An 18,666-nucleotide genomic window follows, 5' to 3' on the forward strand; every position below is an offset into this window, starting at 1 on the left:
GGATCGGCGACGTAGTTGACGCTGCGTTGCTGACTGAATGTCTAGCTGTCCCTCCAATCCTGGAGGGCCAGCATTGACTCAACACTCCTGTCCGGCGGCCGGTGCAGTGCCCCCGTCAGCCGCGCCATCTTGAACTCAGCAGTTCAATTTTCGCTGGTAACCTGCTCAACTGCGACGGGCTCATGCGGGTTCGTAGAGAGCTTGCTATCCGAGTCCGGCTTAACTTCGCGCCTGAATTTCGCCTCGACATAAGCTTGCCAGCGACGGTTCAACCCACTTTGAGTGAACCTATAAACACCGGGGAAAGTACTCGGGGCTCTTTCGATTGCCGCATTATAGTCCGTCATCAACAGCAAAACATCTGACTCTTCAAAATTCCGAGCCGCTGCGGCCTCGACACGTTTAAAAATTTCGCCAATCGTTGCGGCTGAACTTCTATATGCCAATACTAACCCGAGCGCATCAGATGAGACCACAAAAACCATAATGGCTATAACGGCCCTTAACAATGACACTAAACCATCCGAGGCGAGGGAGGCTACTGCTGCCCCACTGACGACCAGTACCGCAGCCAGCAGCACTAGCAGTACATAAATCATAACCTTAGAACTGACCGTCTGTAGGTCGCGTGTCCAGTACGAGGACTCTTCAATCATTTCAGCGAGACGTTTAAATCCAGGCGCTTCCCGAGTCGCAAAGTGCTCTTCTTCGCGCCTAGACTCCCCACTGGTTGGCGGCACCTTGAACCCTTCATTAATTCGCAGCTGCTGTCCGGCCGTAAGCTCTAATTTCAGCCCACTCATTAAAAGCACCGCTCGACGCGCTTGATCCCCCGCGGCTCGATGCGAAAGCTGCTTTTGACTCAAGCACACCCAAATCAACATTAGGGCAAACCCTAACCCAGCCAACCCAAACAGATACGCATTGTTGTTAAAATATACAGAAACCGCTGCAAACACCGCAATCAGAAACTGAACAACCATCATGGCAATTTGCAGTTTTTCAGATTTATTAGACTCGGCCCGCTGGCGCGTTAGCAGACCATTAATACTAAACTCGCCACCCACTTTCTTTAACCTACTCTCAATAAAGTCTTTCTTTCCTGCCGCATACGCTTGAACGTCATCATGGTAAATACCCGCCAAATGCTTCTTCAAATTGGCATAATCTTTGGCCAGCTGTGCATCAGACATCAGCTCACTTTTGAACACTAACATGTCACGGCCCCATCGACTGTGTGGTTCACACACATGCGCATGGAATGACCCCGTGCCGTCATAGGTATATTTGGTCAAAAAAAATCGCGGCGTACTGTCACATCGTTCGCTCAGGCGATAGCCAATCGATTGCAATTGGGTAATTAGCCTATCCACCTCAGCCCAATCGCCCACCGAGATGAGAATATCCACGATAGGCTTGGCAGAAAGATCAATTACAGAGGTGGAGCCTACATGATCAACATACACGGTTGTGGCAGTGACGACTGAACGTATCAAACTATACTCTTTAGCATACTGCTGCTTCCAAGAGGCGCTATGCTCAGCGATGCTGACTGTGTTCATCATCTCGATCCTTAAACCTCACCTAGCGTCAACTCTAGGAGTGACGCATTGTACCGCTGCAAGCGACTCTTACACTTGAGAACCAGGCCTTCAATCGTGCTTGAAAATCAGACGCAGAATTTTTTGCGCCGACACACAGACGCGCTACCAGCCAGTATCGAATCACCCCAACTTAGACATAGCAGAAGCTTTTTGCGCAATACCCTGGAGCGCAGCCTCTTCTTCACCCGCCCTAATAATATCTTGCAGAAGCCCCGCCATATCAGATGGAGTTTTATTCACGCGCAGGCCGACATAAGTGCCATCAAATGAAGAGACCGACGTTGAAAAATCTTTTTTCTCTCCAAGCAGTTTGGATTGACCACTGCCCAGCAGGAACCAGCCGAAATGACTACCGATTTCACTTAGGACAAACAGTCCAAAACCTGAATTATCGTAGATATTTTGTTCGGCCGTCAGGTTCGCGGTCCGACTCACACCCGGTCGGATCGCCTGTTTTAGCGCCTCTTGATCATCGGCAATTTCGTAGGCCGCGCGCAACGAACGACTGATGCCGATCCCTTCGTCCACGACTACCAGTTCAGCGACGCCGTTGGACCAGCGCTGACCACAAACGAAACATTCGGTAGCTCCAGAGTGCTCAAACACATTCCGTATGATTTCACGAATGGCGTAGGTGTACAGGCGTAGTTCGTTACTGTCATCGTGCGAGCCTGCCAAAACGCCTGCCAGCTTCCTAGACACCGTCTGGATCGAATCGTACCAGGCCGCCAATTCACCCGCTTGCGCTGCATCGGCAGGCTTTTCGATCGCGATGATCGGCAGATACGTCTGCGAGCCTTGGGCCTCACCGACTTTTTTACCCTGTTGGACACCAATGAAATCGAAGAAGCCCAAATGCATCAAGTAAGTTTGCGCGCCATTGGCATCGTTAAGCTCAGACCGCCAAACCTCTAAACCTCGCGATTTTCGGTAAGTAACCCAATTACGCAACACCACACCGACAACGAGCATTGAGGTTGGTGTGGAAAATTCGAGGCTGCCAAAATTTATGGTTACCCGCTCTGGATGGTCCTTAGCCTCGGCCAACTGAGCAAAAAAACCACCCAGGCAATCCTTGTCCAGTTGTTTGGGAAAATCGATTTTCATGGTGTCCCTTCCTTATCCTGCTGCGGCAGCTCAAATCCCCACAGACTATAGGTTTCACGGTTGCCACCCAGCGTCATCACCTGGTTCAGCCGAGCGCAAGCAATCAAAGCCGTTGCGACGCACCGTCAGGCACATTTATCCGCCCGCCACGATCGCACCGAGGACCGGCCTCGCGCTTGAGATTAATCATCGCATGGGCTCGACGGCCAACCGCGTTCACTGTTATTCGGCGGTGAGCGCGCCGGGGGCGCCCTGTGCAAGCGGATACTTGCACAGAAGCGTGGCCGTGTGCCACCACCCCTCTGCCCTGTAGAGGGTGGGGGTTGTTTATCGCGACCTGTGATCCGCTTGTCTGAGTAGGCAAGCTGAAGTCACCCTTGGACTGTGCCTGTCCCCTCGCCATCTTGCGCCCTCAGCGCACCCACTCGCCGAACGGAGCGTCACTTTCGATGTACCGCGCAGCCGTCTGCACATCACGCCAGCCGACATAGTCCATCAACGCTTTGCTGCTCCATTGATTTTCACTCGCCCAGGTGGCGAAACCGCGGCGCAGCGAGTGAGCCGAATACCCCTCGGGGTCGACGCCACTGCGCAGAAAAACCTGGCGCAGTAAACGCGAAAGGCTGTTGGCATTAAGCGCCTGCGTCCCGAGATGGCCCCAGCGGTCGATGGAACGAAACAGCGCGCCCTCAGTGAGGCCACTCTCTTGCAACCACACATCATACGCCGCGACCGGGCACAGCCGCTTGAGCGCCGGCACCTTTATTACCCGGCCGCGGTTACTGCGATCACTTTTGCTACTCGGCAAGAACAGCTCCAGCCCCTGCGCTGGACGTATCTGGATGTGGTCGATGCGCAAGCGGCTCAGTTCATCGCTGCGCAACGCCCGCCAGAAACCGAGCAGGATCAGCGCTTGGTCACGCGCGGCGCGCAGCCTCACGGCCGGCTGCGGATCCGCGAGTTCAGCGGCCAATTGGGCGATGCAGGTTTCCAGCTCGTTCAGTGCCAGGGCCTCGGCCTGTTGCACCGGCTGCGGGTGCAGCGCTTGAATCCCCTTCAACGTATCGCGCACCCGATAGGATTTGGTGGGGTCGGTAAAGCCCAATTGCTGATGCCACCGCGCCAAAGCGGCCAAGTGCACGCGCAGGGTACGGCTCGTGAGTTGCTCGCCGTAATGCGTGAGGTAACGCACCACACTTTCGCTGGAGGCAGGCAGCAAGCCGCCCCACTCCGTTTCGAAGTGCGCGATGGCCTGGGCGTAGCGCCGCTCGGTACTGGCGCGACGCGCCGCCCGGAGATAACGATCGGGCGAAGTGTCCACCACCGCCTCCGTCTGTACCCCCGCACGCGGCAAAACACCGCTATAAGCGCTATCACGTGCGAGAAACTTGGCTTCTCAAACGTCAGTCTGTCCGATTATTCGGATCGGACCAGGCGCCTGTACACGTGTACTTCCATACTGATTGAACAGTATGAAAAAGTGGGAGCATCAGCATGGCCCGCGCCGGTATCAATAAAGCCCTCGTGCAGCGCGCCCGCGATGCCCTCCTAGCCCGTGGTCTGTCACCCAGTATCGAGGCCGTGCGTGCAGAACTCGGCCACACGGGCTCGAAGACCACCATCCTTCGCTACCTGCGTGAACTGGACGTAGCAGAACCCCATCCGCCACAGGTGAATCTGTCGGAAGAATTGCAGGCGCTGCTGCAGAGTCTAGCTGAGCGTTTGGCGAACGAAGCGCAGGCCACGGTCGCCGTCGATCGTGCCCGCCTGGAACGGCAACAAGCGGCCTATCAGCAGCAGCGTGCGGTGGAAGCCGCGCGGTTCGAGCAATTACAAGTGGCGCACACCGCAGAGATGGAGGCCCATCGGCTGTTGCGTCTGCGTGAAGTGCAGTTGACGGGTCAACTGCAACTGGCGGAAGGTGAGCGAAAGCGTCTTGAGGAAGCGTGCCGACAGCAGCTTCAGCTGCTCGAGGAGCGTGCGACGACGATTCAGTCGCTCGAGACCAAACACCAGCAAGCGCGTGAATCTCTGGAGCACTTTCGCCAACAGCATCAACTGCAACGCCAGGAAGAGCTGCTACGGCATGATCAGCAGTTGAGTCAGTTGCAAGCCGAGGTGCGGGGATTGCGTGAACAACTCGCTGTCCGCCAGGAAGAACTGACACAGCTGTACCGAGACCTGGAACGCTCGACCAGCACGCAGGGCTACCAGCAGCAACAGCTCCGTCAGCTCGAGCGGGAATTGAACGCCGCGCAGCAGCACTTGGCGGCCGAGAAGCTGCAGATGAACCAGGCGCATCAGCAGGCAGAAATAATGGCGAGTGAGATCACCTTGCTTCGTGAGAAGTCCAAGTCTTACCTCCTCGTGCACCGTCATGACCAGCGCCTCCTGCGTGCGCAGGCGCAACAACTGGCACGCCTGCAAGGCGTGGTCGGACCGGGGTCATCCGACAGTCCACTTCCTCGATGATGGATCGAGCTTGGCGCGGAGTCGTCCCACCTCACGCGAGCGTCGCCGTGTACTTCCAGCGCATGCGGGGCAGGAAAGTTAAGAAAAAATGTAGAAAAACGCCAAATCTGAAGATTTTCATGGGCCGCTTAAGAAAAAACTGACGACTGAGTCTGTTTGAACAGAAAATTCCCGGATAGCCTCATGCCACTCAAGCACTAGGCTAGCCTGCCACAGCGACCTGGCGGTCCCTACGCTCGGAGCGGGGTCCTGCCCGCCCAGCCCAGATTGTTGGACCCTTGGATCACACCGTAGAATGGAAGGGTAAGCGGCCACTGATCACCGGACGGATATCCATGTCTACGCGCCCCACCTTTTCCCGTGAAGCGGCCATGCTGGAGAAGGGCAAAGCGCGTCTCCTGAGAAGCGGTGATTTCTTGACAGCCGAAGCGTTCGCCGTGCTGGCTCAGCTGGGCACAGAGCAATCCATGGCTGAACTCAAGGAGTGGAAACGCGCGGGCAACATCTTCTCGCTGGTTCATGAGGACAAGGAATACTTTCCCCTTTACGCCTTTGATCCCGCTTCGAGCTTCCGCCCATTTTCGTCATTGACAGCCATCATCGCGACGCTCGGCTTCAGCAAGCCTGACTGGGCTATGGCGCTCTGGTTCAGCTCATCCAATAGCTACTTGGGAGGCCAGATGCCGAAGGATGTAATGGCGGACGACCCCGCGCGGGTACTGGATGCAGCCCGAAGTGAGGCGTACGGAGCGCTGCATGGGTGACAAATTGCCTGTACATTTCGCGTTAGCGTCGCCAACGCTGTGGGCATATCTGCCCATGAAGCCCTAAGCAATATTTTTTCGCCTGACAACTCAACCAGCCAAGCGCCCTACTGGCTCCCAACTCCGGTCTTTAGAGGCGGCAATATCGATAAAGCGGCCCTGGCTACTGCGCTTGGCCAGCGCTTCGCGTGCTTCTGCTTGAAAGCGGGCGGCCATCAGGGGTTTGGGTTCCTGCTTGATCTGCCTCATAGACACCTCGTGTGTCGTGACCTTCGGGTGGATAGGATTGCTGGGCGGTGGCGATGACAAGACGCGTCCTCGCATCATACTCGACAGTATCAGTCCGGAGCACGCTAGGCGTGCTACTTAGAAGCCGGGTGACGATCAATAAACACCGTAATCGAGCCGGACGAGGAACTCCGCCAGCTCCGTATAACCGTTCTTGGTTTTCAACAGCATGCACGGCAGACGCCGGCCAAGTCCGATCGCCGGCTTGGTGAACCATGCTTCAGCCAGCTCACGATTTCCAAACACCTGCTCACCGGTTATCAAAATCTCATGGCGTCGTCTCATGAAGCAGTGATGGTTCAGACTCCAACACCTGTTAGGAAAAGGCGAGCTGAGTGCGAGAACTCTAAATGCCGTCATGCGCGGCTCCGGTTGGTGATTGACCACAGGCGCTGCGGATGCCTCTGGTCTGTAACGGTATTCGTGAGGAGAGAATCTTCCTGCCCCAAACAATAACTGAGCGGTGAAAGACTCCACGAACGCCATCGCCTCCCTTTGCACGTAGCGTTCGTAATGGGCACGATATACAAGCGGTACAGTAGCGCGATTGCCTAAGCACAGGCTGACCAGCTCTGATAACACGTAGCCACGAACATCGTAACGGGCATCAGCTGCTCTGAGCACCGTTGCATAACAAGAGTGGAAAACGAGCTTTGCGCCAGGGGAGCTCTGAGAAGGTATTTGATCGCTAATCTTGCAATTCCTATGAGATCGTTGAGCAGCTACGGCAATGAAGACACCAACGGGTGAGCGATTGACTCGTAGCGTGGCGCATTGATGAAATTGACGGAAGTATCCAGGCTGGAGAAAATCCGTCCAGCCCCGTGGCATCCTGGACTCAGTGAAGTTGTCCCTCGGCCAGCCTTTCAATGGGCGATAAAATTCAACTCATCCGAAGGCCGGCCGGCCCCTTGCTCCGGATCGACTGCCGCGGTAATGCGCGTAGATATGTCCGAAAATGTCTGCAAAAAAATGTGTAGAAAACAGCCATGTTCAACCGATGAGAAAGCGAGGAAAGCCCCGCGTTATCTGATTCAGGTTGGATAGGAATTTATGCAGAAAAATGTGCAGAGTTGTTGACCCATCTCCGGGTTTCGATACCGGCAAACGATGCCTCACAGGTACCACAAGCGGTCCTCCCACACCGTCCAGTCAAGAAATCCTCTGCATCTGCCGGCACGAGACTATCATCCTGACATTCCGACTAGAGTACACATGTACTCCACGCCACTGACGCTTAGCATTTACGTCTGGGGCAGATGACCACTGACTCGTCCAGTAGATGGATCAACGCCAGAGCAAGCGGGAATATTGGCAGGGCCCGAAGTGTTGCTACTGGGCCGGTATCCACAGCAAACAAAGGTTGACCGAGCTGAGCCTATCGCTCGGCGATCATTTTGTGATTTGGAGAATCTGATCCTTATTCACATCGACAGCGTGACAACAAATCGTGCCCTTTTGACTAACGCCCGTTGCACTTCGATGGTTAACGCAGGCGGTTTCATCCCGTGCGGGAAGACCTCCGCGGATAGCAGCGTTTCCACCAACTCAGTGTGTTGCGGTTGAGCCAAAGACCAAAGCCAAAGCAGACACTCATCATCCCAACCATCGACCCATCCGTTACTAATCAGCCGATCACCCAGTTTGATCTGCTTCACCAAGAGGCGCTCGAACCACCCAGCATCCGCCGGCCAAAACGCTATGTCACCCAGCTTGCCCTGGGCCTCTAGTGAATGAATTGCCTTCCAAAGCGGTACTGCCAGTTTTCTATGACCTGGTCGCACACACATCAAGCAGCAAAAAGCGGCAAAGGACTTTCTCAACCAGCAGCGCTGCATAAGGAACGTGCTCGATTTCGAGCGAAGGATCGCGAGCAGCGGTGCGAGCCGCTGCCAATGAGGGCAGCCAGAGAGTATTGCCAATGACTTCGGGCTGAAGCCTGCCAACTGCTTGCCATTCACGCGCACCGATTGCGCTAACTCTTCAGCGCGTGTGGGCAATAAATCTGGCTTGAGCAAGCTCCACAAGGAGGAATCAAAAACGCTGCGGAGGTCGGGAAAGCGCTCATACAAACTCACTCGAGCTATCTCAGACGCAACGGCGCCCTTGAATCGGCGTCGCCAAAGCTTGAGCAGTTCTAGAGGTGTTCCCGTTTGCGGGAGAACTGTGATGTCGTGGGCAGCTTCACAGGCTGCTACCGCTGCAGCACTGTCTTGACACCCATAGCATTCAGCCACCGAAACGGAAAAAGCGACGCCTCGAGCACGTCTGAGCTCGGGCAAATCCAACCGGCTATCCCTCATAACAAGAACTCCTTTCCAGTGTCGCCCTAACCCATGAGGAGGACACGGATCGCATCTGAATGTAGTGTCGCAACAAAAAATGTAGCAGCACTACACATCAAGCCTTACCACTACATGACGGACTTGCGGCACTACAAGGAGCGGTCATTGCCGTCCCTATTCACAAATGCAGAAGTTTTCGCATTTGTTAACCTATTGATTTTTCGAAAAACTGCCTACGTCAGACCAATAGATTTTATTCATATCATGGTCTGTCAAGGAGAGCCGAGCCGGGTGAAAATTGAGTCAACGGGGATGCCTTCCCCGCTGACCCGCGTCAAGCCCACAGTCAGTGCCTGAGGCAGGGGAAGATCACAGTTTTGATTAGAGAGCCCAAAGCCCGTCTATACGGAGACTTTATGGAACTTGATCTGAAACGCCATCTGCCAGGCACGGTTACGATCACTGCGCGTGCTGAATTAACGACTGGTCAACACCATAGGCGAATCACCCACTTCCCATCGAATAAAAACAAGTCCGCTGTGGGCTGCACGGTACTGCAGCATTCCGATTTTTGTATTCATTTAGAATATGAACCCAGAGTCACAGGCTACTGCAGTCGGCCCGGAAAAATTCGTTTCGAAAAAACTAATCAGTGCTACAGCCCTGACTTCTGCGCCTTGTTCGACGAAGGGCATATGGTCTTCTACGAACTGTTGAAGCCTACAACTGTCATTCTTCAAGTAGAAAAAGATAGGCAGAGCGGGCTCCGCGCACTCTTTAGCGAAGCGGGGCTAAACCTGGAAATAATCATGCTCGCCAGCATTAGCCAATCCCCGAAAACTCATAACCTTAGGCATCTTTACCATCACGCCCTGCATGGCACATCAGAAGGCGCGCGCCGGGTAGTTGCAACAATTAATAATTTCGATTCTGATGAGGTATCAGTCCAGCATCTGCTCAGCAGTGGCCATCCGGCTAACGACATTGCTTATTCAATTTTCTACCAGATGACCTCTGTCAATCTCAGCCAACCATTCAACCTCGATACCCGCCTGCGTAGTTCTTAACATGCGCGCCTTGATTGAAATTCGGACGGGAGAGCGTTACCACTACAGCGGCAAAGATTATCAGGTAATGGAAGTTGACGGTGAACGCGTCCAACTACGTACGATCTACGGGCCTGCTCAAGTTGTTTATCAATATGTCACCACCCTTCGTCGAGCCATTGACCAGGGCAAGATGATTAAACTGCAGGAAGCACCAATAAAAACTGATCCCCACTTAATAATTTCCCGCTTACCCAAGAGGGAAGCTCGTGCTCTCGAAACTCGCGCCGCCTATGTCGAAGCCTTCTTAGGGGACTGCGGGTGGGTCACACGCCGGACTCATCATGATTTTGTCGAAATCATGATCAAAAAAATCGGGCCTCACAAGGCTCCCAGTTACACTACTTTATGGGAATGGAAACGGGAATTTTTAAATGCTGGCAGGAACTTTATCGCCCTAATACCTAATACTTTCAGGCCAATCAACAAGCACATTTCTCATCAACCCCTGGAAGTACAGCAACTGATAAAGTCCAACATCGCCACACTTTTCTGGAACCCAACCCCCTTTACTAAAACAGCCCTAATCTCCAGCATTAGGTTGATGCTGAAAGCATTGAATGAACGGCGCCGGCTCACTGAGCAGTTTCGCGTTCCATCCGTATCAACTCTTTATAGAATCATCAACGAGGTTAACGCCCACGAGACCATACTTCATCAGCGCGGCCGAAAAGCTGCCAAGAAAACTCATTACTGGGGAGCGCCGATACCTGAGCCTGATCGACTATTTGAGCGTGTAGAGGCCGACTCACGCCCCTTGGACGTCATAGTAGTGGATAAACATGGCAAGCCAGTAGGAAAGCCTGTACTTACTGCCTTTATCGAAGTTAAGACCCGCTATATTATCGCATGGCTGATCTCACTTAATCCGGCGTCCTTGGACACTACCATCAATGTCTTACAGAGATCGTTAAGTTCCAACAATCCGCGAGGTGGCTTGGCTGAACTATACATTTTTGATAACGGTGCCGAATTTATCGCTAAAACCCTGAGAAAACTTCTTCATTTCTTGGGCTCAGCGGTCACTTTTTGCGAGCAAGACGAACCGAATCAGAAACCGCATATCGAAGCTTTCTTTAAGACCTGGGCCTGTGAAATAGAGCACATGATGCGCGGCACGACCCACAAAAGTATTGTGGCGAGAGGTGACTACGACTCTGAAGGGCAAGCGATGTATACGCTCGAACAAGTCCAAAGCATTTTCACCGAATGGCTTGATACGTATCATGCTGACAAACACAGTTCGTTGGAAATGTCCCCCAACGAAGCTTGGTCACTAGCCGTGACTAACCAATTTCCGCCTCAAAGATTCTCAGACGAGGATCTGCGTCGCTGTTTTTGGCGATCTGCGGAAGTAACGGGAAATCCAAGCGGACGGGTACGCCATCAGAATCTGCACTGGTATGGGCCTGCGGTTAGTTATCTAGCCACAAAGCACCCCCTAGTAAAGAAGCTCATTCTTTATTTTGATGCTGGCGACGTAAGCCAAGCCTGGATCTGCCACCCGAGCTATCCGCATGATATCCAGCCGCTAATCCCGATGCACCCTCAATACCAAAACGGTCTAACGCTGCATTTTCATCATCTGATCCAAGCGCAGCAAAAGGCTATCAGGAAGACGCAGTGTTATTGCAAAGCACTGGAGGCGCGAACACAACTACTCTGGAAGATTGCAAAGGCCAACAAAAAGGGCTACCAAACACTCTTGACAGCGCTAGAGGATGGGAAGTTGAGTACGCAGCAAGTGACAGAAATTTATGAGCAACCATCATTGCCATTGGACAACGTAGTGCCTTGTCACGAATACAACACTGCAACTCCTGAAGACTTTACGCTTTCAATAGGGGGCCGTCGAAATGGAGACCGCACGGATTAATTCAATGCTCAATGCCTTCAAGCATTGTAGGGTTCACTTCCCACGATTCAATGCTGCGCATTCGGTTCTACTGGATGCAATCGAGGATACTAAGGTATCAGAAGAACCTTATGGGGCAATATTGTGCGCCAGGACGGGCACAGGAAAAACAACGCTATGTTTTAGTGCTATGGAACAATACGTAGAAAGGTATGCAAGCTTTGTCGAAGGTGGAGTCGACCTATGCAAGCCCGTCATCTACTTCGAAGTCCCTAGCGACGTGACTGTAAAGGGCATGCCGCGACAGATGTTAATCGCACTAGGCATTAGCAAACCCAGAGGCAGTCTTGAGGAAATGACACAGCAACTTGTGAGCCTCCTAAAACAACTACGTGTAGAGCTTGTATTCTTAGATGAAATCAACCGCCTTTGTATCGGCGCCGCCCAAAAAATACGCCCGCAAACTCTTGGTTGGATAGCATCTTTTACTACGAAGCTAGGTAAGCCAGTAATTATTAGCGGCACCGAAGAATGTGTTGACATACGGTCGCATCTCGGCGCATTCGCGACACGCTTCCCATATCAAGTAACTTTGGAGTTCTTCACCTACAGTGACGATCCAAACTCAGATTACGCTCGCACATTAGAAAAGCTCAATGAGGCTCTTTTCACGGTCACAGGCCTTTCCAGTGACATTAACCTTCATGACCCGTCCATTGCTTTGGGCCTTTTCATAGCAACAGCAGGTAATCTTGGCTGGCTCAGGAAGATCCTCTTCGTTGCGCTGAAGCGATGTCTCTTACGCGATGATGGCAAGGGTTTAAAGCTAGCCGATCTGCATTATTCCTGTGAACACCTCAGCTTAGATACCAAGCTGTCATCTCGCAACCCATTCGCAGCAGATCTAGTGAGCAATCTTCGACTTATAGAATCAAAAGAGGTTCAAGAAAAAATAAAATCGTATAGGGTCTCACCATGAATGAAGTATTTTACTTGCCGTTTCCCTTGCCTGAGGAAAGCCCGACAAGCTTATTGAAACGATTCGCTTTAAAGCACGGCTGCGTTACACGCGCTCAATTTTCGAGTCTCGGCATCCCATTATCTGTATTTAATGCACTCAGCCGCAATGGGGAACCGGCAGTATGGCTCGCCGACAGGTCCGGCATTTATAAAGATAAAGTACTATCAGGATTTTATGCCCCTTTAACTGCATTTCGATCAAATAGGCATTACTCTGTTAACAACCTTCTGATCAAGAACTCGATGATACGCTGGTCGGGACGAGGATTGTGCTCCGACTGCTGGCATGAAGGCATGGAGCACTTTCTTAAGGACATTCGATTTTGCTTCCATTGCCCCCTCCACACCAGAGCTTATTTATTTAATTGCCCGCATTGCGGCGCTCTCATCTCGTGGTTTGATGCACTGACGCTACACTGCAGAGCCTGCGAGAATGAATTGATCTCTCCACCATGCACTATCGAAGATACAAATCTAGAACAGAAACTACTTAACTGGTTTCGTGGGTCGAAGCAAGAAAATATTGATTTGCTAGAGCATGCGCTCCACGCTCTAAATTACACCTATCCTGTTTCAAGCGGTGACCCTAATAGGGCTACGCTCCTTATTGCAGTGGCGATAGTTGAAAATGATCAAAAAACACTGAGTGAATTTCTCAACACGCTTCACTCCTGCCATCCACATTTGGAGCGCCGCATCATTGCAGCGGCATTATCCAATGTAGAAACTGAAGTTTCAAGAAAGGTGGTTGAATCGTTCTTGGATAACAAAGACGCACGCCATCCCGATACCTCTGGTTCATCCAGCACACCTTACAGACAACCAGGAGAAACGTTTTCCTTAGCTAGAACACAAATTAGAAAACTCTTAAACCTACCTCGAAGTGTGCTGCTAGCCCTCTACAAAGAAACTCAGCACATTTGGAAAAGCGTTGGCCGCCAACGTATGATTCCTGAAAACCTTATCCTTGAGTTGGTAGAAAAAGCTGATGAATTCAGAAATCGCCCAATCAGGAAGGAGCCAGAAAGAAAAGGAATGACTCTAGGGTCTACAGCACAACGACTCGGTGTAACTAGGCATAGGCTTAATCGAATCATCCAAGAGGGTCTGCTTGAGGTTACAGTTCATGGCGACAATTCCTATAGCGTCAACGAGCGTCAGATTCGAAATTTTGAAGATAGGTACGAAACCTTAGCGCAGTTCTGCTCAAGGACTAATACGGATAGAAATTCAGTGATATTGGCTATGCAGGCCCTCGATATAATCCCCCTTCCAGCACAGCAATTCACTTATGCGGTCCCTCTAGAACGCTCTGTTACCGATCGGCTCGGTGCATATCTGGAGGCACGAGTGCCGCATGAAAAGCACCCAAGAGTTCAAAGAGCTCAACTGGCGTTTATTGATGAGGCAGAAATCGATAAGTATTGCCGTTCGCAGAAAGCCTCAGAGCTGTCAAACCTCTCACCTTGCACAATCGCTAAGCTTATTAGAGATGGTTGGCTCATCGCTCGACGAAGAAAACGGAGGGGGAACTCTTTATACTTGCTAAAAACGGATGTTGAGGCAGCAAAATATGATTTCTTAAAAGCGGAGGAATTCGCAAGAATTATTGGCACCGTCCATAATTTAGCAACCAAGCTGCTTATAAGCTTGGGATTGAAGCCGTTAGCAGGTCCATTTGCTGGCTGCGGTGATACTACAATATTTCACCGTGAAGACATTGAAGAAATAGTCCGCAAAAACTCAAGCCATAATAACGAAACGATGACAATCCTTGAAGCCAGCAGCTACCTTAAGCTTTCGGTAAGCACTGTAACAACACTATTGATAACTCGTGAGATATCTGCCGATTGCAATGGTGCACCGAGCAACTTATTCATCGACAAATCGAAGGCAGATGAATTTCTAATCAATCATATCAGTGCCACCGAAGCCTCCAAAATGATTGGTATCAGCCCTTCAAAAATACAAACCTTTTTAAAAAATAGAAATATATTACCAACACATAGAAACCCCAACGAAGCGTCTGAAACTTTTTTTCTTCTCAGAGATCTTCAACAGCTAGGCTTCAAGCTCGTCACCAACAGTTCGAATGAAACATATCTAGATGGTTTCGTATCACTACCAGATGCATGCAATAAACTTAAGATTTCCCTTCAAGATTTTACCAAGCATTTCACCAAGACGGGGTACGTGAACACCATCCGCGCAAGGGACAAGGATTGGATCTCTCATGAAGATCACAACAAGGTTCGTCAGTTTCTGAAAGCCTACTGCACTTTAGCCATGGCAGATTCACGCGCAGGTGCCAAAGGGCGTTTTAAATATCTCATAGACATAGGTGCAATACGCATCGCAACCAAGCTTCCGCCCCAATTAGCGGCTGGGATATTCATCAGCAAACGGGCAGTCGCCATTCAAATCAAGCGTTTTCAATCTTCACCCGGTAGGCGTTATTAAAATCACAGACTACACTTCAAAAACTCACCTTCCAGGGCTGTAGTTCATTTAGGTTCAATCGACTGCCTTCGTAGACATCAAAACAGTCTGCGAGAGGAGCGCACTCAGTCATTCGGCCCACCACAAATCCCCGTGAAGCGGTCACAATCGACCAGAGAGCAGGTCTCCTTTTTGGCGCTTGCATAGTCTGCAGACGTCCACCTGCCCTAGCGCCTGAGCGATCAGAACTCGAACCTAAGCGCCCTTGATAACATCAATACGATTGCCAGTGACTAAAAGTCTTCTGGTTCAATTTTTTTGATATTTTTGTTCGGTCCGCGCTGAAAAAAACTTTATTTATCAATGCCTATTATTCGGAAGTCAGTGAAAAATAAGGCCGGGCTGAGCATCGAGAAGGCTGCCGATTGGCAGCCTTTTTTTATGATTTTCCCCGAGAGTCCTGACGTCAGTTACGAAGATTGATTTCTTAATCCTATAAAAGACCGCCCCTGCGAAGGCCCATGTGAACAGGGGGCCATTTATTGCCTGTGCTGGCCTCTTCGCGGGTGAACCCGCTCCTACAGAGATCGCAGTTTGCCGGGGTTACCTGGCAAGCTGGTCTGCCTGACTTAGCAATGAGCCCTCTGGGCTGATGGGGGAGCTGTGCGGGTTCATCGAGGCGTAGAACCGCCGCGAACACCGGCGAAGCCGGTGCCATACACCGAGTCGGATTCTTCGCGGGCAAGCCCGCTCCCACCGAAGCACAGCTCTAGCTTTGAGGCGGTGTTTTACCTTGGAGATTTCGGCCTGGGGCTGCCAAACCCTATAGGCCTACTCAAGTCGCTCAGCAGCCTTTTTGTAAGCTTGGTCCCGCTCACGGCGATCGACAGCGACGACAAAAACCACGATCTCTTGGTCAATGACCTGATAAACCAGCCTGTACCCGCTGCTGCGAAGCTTTATTTTGTAGCAATCCGGCAGCGAGTGAAGGCGGTTTGCCTCGATTCAAGGTTTCAGCAGGACCTCTGCCAGTTTCTTCTTGAACTGCTGACGCACGGTATCGCCCAGCTTCTTCCACTCTTTCAATGCGCGGGAATCAAGGTCGAGGCTATAGGTCATCCAGCTTTACCCTCACGCGCTGCGGAGAAGCAAGCCGCTCTTGTACGGTAGCAATGAGATCTTCATCTTCCTCGGTCATCAGGACCGGCCGGAAGGGTAGCTTGCCCCGCTCAGCTACATATTGCAGGGCCTGGCGCATGAGTTCGGAGGGGGTGACACCGAGGCGATCGAGCTCTTTGTAGGCGCGGGCTTTGAGATCATCGTCGACGCGGATATTGATAGAAGCCATGACATAGCCCTCATGTAAAGACGATTGTCATTACACTGCACTGATCGTGGGGACTCTGCAATGGCAGTTTGTCTGCCGGAAGTGACCACAGCGCCATTCCCTTCAAATGAAGAGGCCTCGCCCCTGCCGACAGGAGGGGTACGGCACCAGCAAGGATGCCGGGACTGGACATGCCAGTCGACGTGGTCAAGGGCGAGGCCAGATCTGAAGATAGCGCAGGCTCGGGGATGGGGCCACCGCAGTTACGATTTGATTTTTAACCCTGCCCCCGGTTTGCGGTGCGAGGCGGCCAATGGGGTGGATGGCACGGGCTTTACCCGTGTTCGCGGGCAAGCCCGCTCCTACCAGTAGATCGTGTACGTGCGTGGCATGGTGCATGGCAGTTGTAGTATGTCTGCAGCGCGTTCAGGGTAGAGCCTCTGCCGCTCAGTTTTTGGCGTCTAGTACCTTATTTGCTCTGCGATCAGCCGTTGACAGCCCTCCTCCCCCTTGCTAATAATCGCCCACAGTTGTACGACAACGCATAACAAAAACAACAATCAGTGGACGAACTCATGTCGACATCCATCCCGCTACACCTACGTCTGTTGCATACCCCTCTTCCCCCGGCCAGCTCGCGTAAACCTGCCAGTACGTAGCGCCCGGTTACCGCGCATTCACCCCTGGCCCTGACCGGCCCGTTATCTACCCGCCCCTGCCGCAGGCCGCTTGCGCGTGCCCGGTGGACGGGCTGCCACACCCTTAGGGAGCACAACAATAATGAAAATCTGCCACACCCTACCCTTCGCCCTGCTTGGCGCCGGGGTTATCGCCGGCCTGCCGGGCACCAGCCTGGCAGCGGGATTTGTCGAGGACAGCAAGGCCACCCTCGGGCTGCGCAACTTCTACATCAACCGCAACTTCACCAACCCCAGCAACCCACAGAGCAAGGCCGAGGAGTGGACGCAAAGCTTCATCCTCGATGCCCGCTCGGGGTTCACCGAAGGGCCAATCGGCTTCGGCGTGGATGTGCTGGGGCTGTGGTCGGTCAAACTCGACGGCGGTGGCGGTACCTATGGCACGGCGTTGCTGCCACGCCATGACGATGGCAAGCCGGCAGACGACTACGGGCGCCTGGCAGTGGCGGGCAAGGCGCGTATTTCCAAGACCGAACTGAAGATCGGTGAATGGATGCCGGTACTGCCGATTCTGCGTTCGGACGACGGGCGTTCGTTGCCACAGACGTTCCGTGGCGGGCAGGTTACCTCCAACGAAATCGCAGGGCTGACCCTGTACGGCGGCCAGTTCCGCGGCAACAGCCCGCGTAACGACGCGAGCATGGAAGACATGAGCTACCGCGGCGGCGTGTCGGACCGTTTCAACTTCGTCGGCGGCGAGTACAAGTTCAACCAGGACCGCACGCTGGTGGGGCTTTGGAATGCGGTGCTGAAGGACGTGTACCAGCAGCAATACCTGCAACTGAGCCATAGCCAGCCGGTGGGTGACTGGACCCTGGGTGCGAACCTGGGCTACTTCCATGGCGACGAGGACGGCTCCGAACGCGCCGGGCAGTTGGACAACAAGACCTACTCGGGGATGTTCTCGGCCAAGTACGGTGGCAGCACCTTCTGGGTGGGGCTGCAGAAAGTCGATGGTGATACCTGGATGCGGGTGAACGGCACCAGTGGCGGGACCTTGGCCAACGACAGTTACAACTCCAGCTTCGACAATGCCAACGAGCGTTCGTGGCAGGTGCGCCATGACTTCAACTTCGTCACCGTCGGGGTGCCAGGGCTGACCTTTATGAACCGCTACATCAGCGGGCGCGATGTGCACAGCGGGGGGGTGACCGATGGCAAGGAGTGGGTGCGTGAAACGGAGCTTGCGTATGTAATCCAGAGCGGGGCATTCAAGGATTTGAGTGTGAAATGGCGTAACTCGTCGATTCGCCGGGATTACAGCAATAACGAGTTTGACGAGAACCGGTTGATCTTCAACTACCCATTGTCGTTGCTCTGATCAAGACCTGCGGGTTTACCCGCGAATACGGTGGTGGCGGCAACGGTGAGCGGCGGGTGGAGATTGGCCAGCAGGGCCGGCCCTTTCGCGGGTGAACCCGCTCATACACAACGGCCTGCGCCCAACCACCGACCTGTGTCCACCCTCGATCTGGTGTAGGAGCGGGTTTACCCGCGAATACGGTAGCGGCGGCAACGGCGAACGGCGGGTGGAGATTGGCCAGCAGGGCCGGCCTCTTCGCGGGTAAACCCGCTCCTACACGACGGCCTGCGCCCAACCACCGACCTGTGTCCACCATTGATCAGGTGTAGGAGCGGGTTTACCCGCGAATTCGGTAGCGGCGGCAACGGCGAACGGCGGGTGGAGATTGGCCAGCAGGG

The 18,666-nt window shown here is 53.0% G+C and carries 14 protein-coding genes and 1 pseudogene; 7 read left to right on the top strand and 8 right to left on the bottom strand.

The features are described from left to right. Positions 1-143: 143 nt before the first annotated feature. From AA098_RS21520 to AA098_RS21530, 3 genes are all read right to left on the bottom strand, one after another. Entirely contained in the window at positions 144-1,562 is a 1,419-nt protein-coding gene (locus tag AA098_RS21520; RefSeq protein WP_063424729.1) for a GrpB family protein, read from the bottom strand. A 162-nt stretch (positions 1,563-1,724) separates the two neighbouring features. Continuing rightward, on the bottom strand, positions 1,725-2,711 hold the full coding sequence (locus AA098_RS21525) for a sensor histidine kinase (protein ID WP_063424731.1): 987 nt from the start codon (positions 2,709-2,711) through the stop codon (positions 1,725-1,727). Positions 2,712-3,123: 412 nt separating this feature from the next. Further along, positions 3,124-4,032, bottom strand: coding sequence for a site-specific integrase (locus AA098_RS21530; RefSeq protein ID WP_063424733.1), 909 nt, complete (start codon positions 4,030-4,032; stop codon positions 3,124-3,126). A gap of 173 nt (positions 4,033-4,205) precedes the next feature. Between AA098_RS21530 and AA098_RS21535 the strand changes: the two genes are divergently transcribed. Continuing rightward, positions 4,206-5,183, top strand: a complete 978-nt coding sequence (locus AA098_RS21535; protein ID WP_063424735.1) for a DNA-binding protein — start codon at positions 4,206-4,208, stop codon at positions 5,181-5,183. A 335-nt stretch (positions 5,184-5,518) separates the two neighbouring features. After that, complete coding sequence (locus AA098_RS21540) at positions 5,519-5,947, top strand: hypothetical protein (RefSeq protein WP_064614985.1); 429 nt, start codon at positions 5,519-5,521, stop codon at positions 5,945-5,947. Between the two features lie 90 nt (positions 5,948-6,037). On the opposite strand, the gene AA098_RS29595 is transcribed toward AA098_RS21540, so the two are convergent. The 3 genes from AA098_RS29595 to AA098_RS21550 all read right to left on the bottom strand — a co-directional run bounded on the left by AA098_RS29595 (position 6,038) and on the right by AA098_RS21550 (position 8,538). After that, entirely contained in the window at positions 6,038-6,196 is a 159-nt protein-coding gene (locus tag AA098_RS29595) for a hypothetical protein (protein ID WP_169725158.1), read from the bottom strand. A 135-nt stretch (positions 6,197-6,331) separates the two neighbouring features. Further along, positions 6,332-6,520, bottom strand: a complete 189-nt coding sequence (locus AA098_RS29655; protein WP_081237981.1) for an antitoxin Xre/MbcA/ParS toxin-binding domain-containing protein — start codon at positions 6,518-6,520, stop codon at positions 6,332-6,334. 1,139 nt (positions 6,521-7,659) lie between these two features. Next, positions 7,660-8,538, bottom strand: coding sequence for a hypothetical protein (locus AA098_RS21550; protein WP_063424741.1), 879 nt, complete (start codon positions 8,536-8,538; stop codon positions 7,660-7,662). Between the two features lie 398 nt (positions 8,539-8,936). On the opposite strand from AA098_RS21550, the gene AA098_RS29345 reads away from it, so the two are divergent. Genes AA098_RS29345 through AA098_RS29350 form a run of 4 tightly spaced genes read left to right on the top strand, consistent with a single transcriptional unit; the run spans position 8,937 to position 14,961 of the window. Continuing rightward, complete coding sequence (locus tag AA098_RS29345) at positions 8,937-9,587, top strand: hypothetical protein (RefSeq protein WP_155737842.1); 651 nt, start codon at positions 8,937-8,939, stop codon at positions 9,585-9,587. A gap of 1 nt (position 9,588) precedes the next feature. Continuing rightward, positions 9,589-11,502 (top strand): DDE-type integrase/transposase/recombinase, encoded by a 1,914-nt coding sequence (locus AA098_RS21560; protein ID WP_063424745.1) that lies wholly within the window; start codon positions 9,589-9,591, stop codon positions 11,500-11,502. A gap of 4 nt (positions 11,503-11,506) precedes the next feature. Continuing rightward, positions 11,507-12,460 carry a TniB family NTP-binding protein gene (locus AA098_RS21565; RefSeq protein WP_169725160.1) on the top strand — a complete coding sequence of 318 codons (954 nt, stop codon included), beginning with the start codon at positions 11,507-11,509 and terminating at the stop codon, positions 12,458-12,460. After that, positions 12,457-14,961, top strand: coding sequence for a zinc ribbon domain-containing protein (locus AA098_RS29350; RefSeq protein ID WP_155737843.1), 2,505 nt, complete (start codon positions 12,457-12,459; stop codon positions 14,959-14,961). Before AA098_RS21565 ends, AA098_RS29350 begins: the two co-directional genes overlap by 4 nt. Positions 14,962-15,771: 810 nt before the next feature. Here AA098_RS29350 and AA098_RS28825 read toward each other — a convergent pair. Both AA098_RS28825 and AA098_RS21575 read right to left on the bottom strand, forming a co-directional pair. Beyond that, positions 15,772-16,059: pseudogene (locus tag AA098_RS28825) on the bottom strand (type II toxin-antitoxin system RelE/ParE family toxin). After that, a complete protein-coding gene (locus AA098_RS21575; RefSeq protein WP_003254825.1) occupies positions 16,049-16,288 on the bottom strand; it encodes a type II toxin-antitoxin system RelB/DinJ family antitoxin in 240 nt (79 codons plus the stop codon). Before AA098_RS21575 ends, AA098_RS28825 begins: the two are co-directional and overlap by 11 nt. Positions 16,289-17,047: 759 nt before the next feature. Between AA098_RS21575 and AA098_RS21580 the strand changes: the two genes are divergently transcribed. Next, positions 17,048-18,286 carry an OprD family porin gene (locus AA098_RS21580; protein ID WP_064614987.1) on the top strand — a complete coding sequence of 413 codons (1,239 nt, stop codon included), beginning with the start codon at positions 17,048-17,050 and terminating at the stop codon, positions 18,284-18,286. Positions 18,287-18,666: the final 380 nt, after the last annotated feature.

Source organism: Pseudomonas sp. JY-Q (genome assembly GCF_001655295.1).
Classification (GTDB): Bacteria; Pseudomonadota; Gammaproteobacteria; order Pseudomonadales; family Pseudomonadaceae; genus Aquipseudomonas; species Aquipseudomonas alloputida.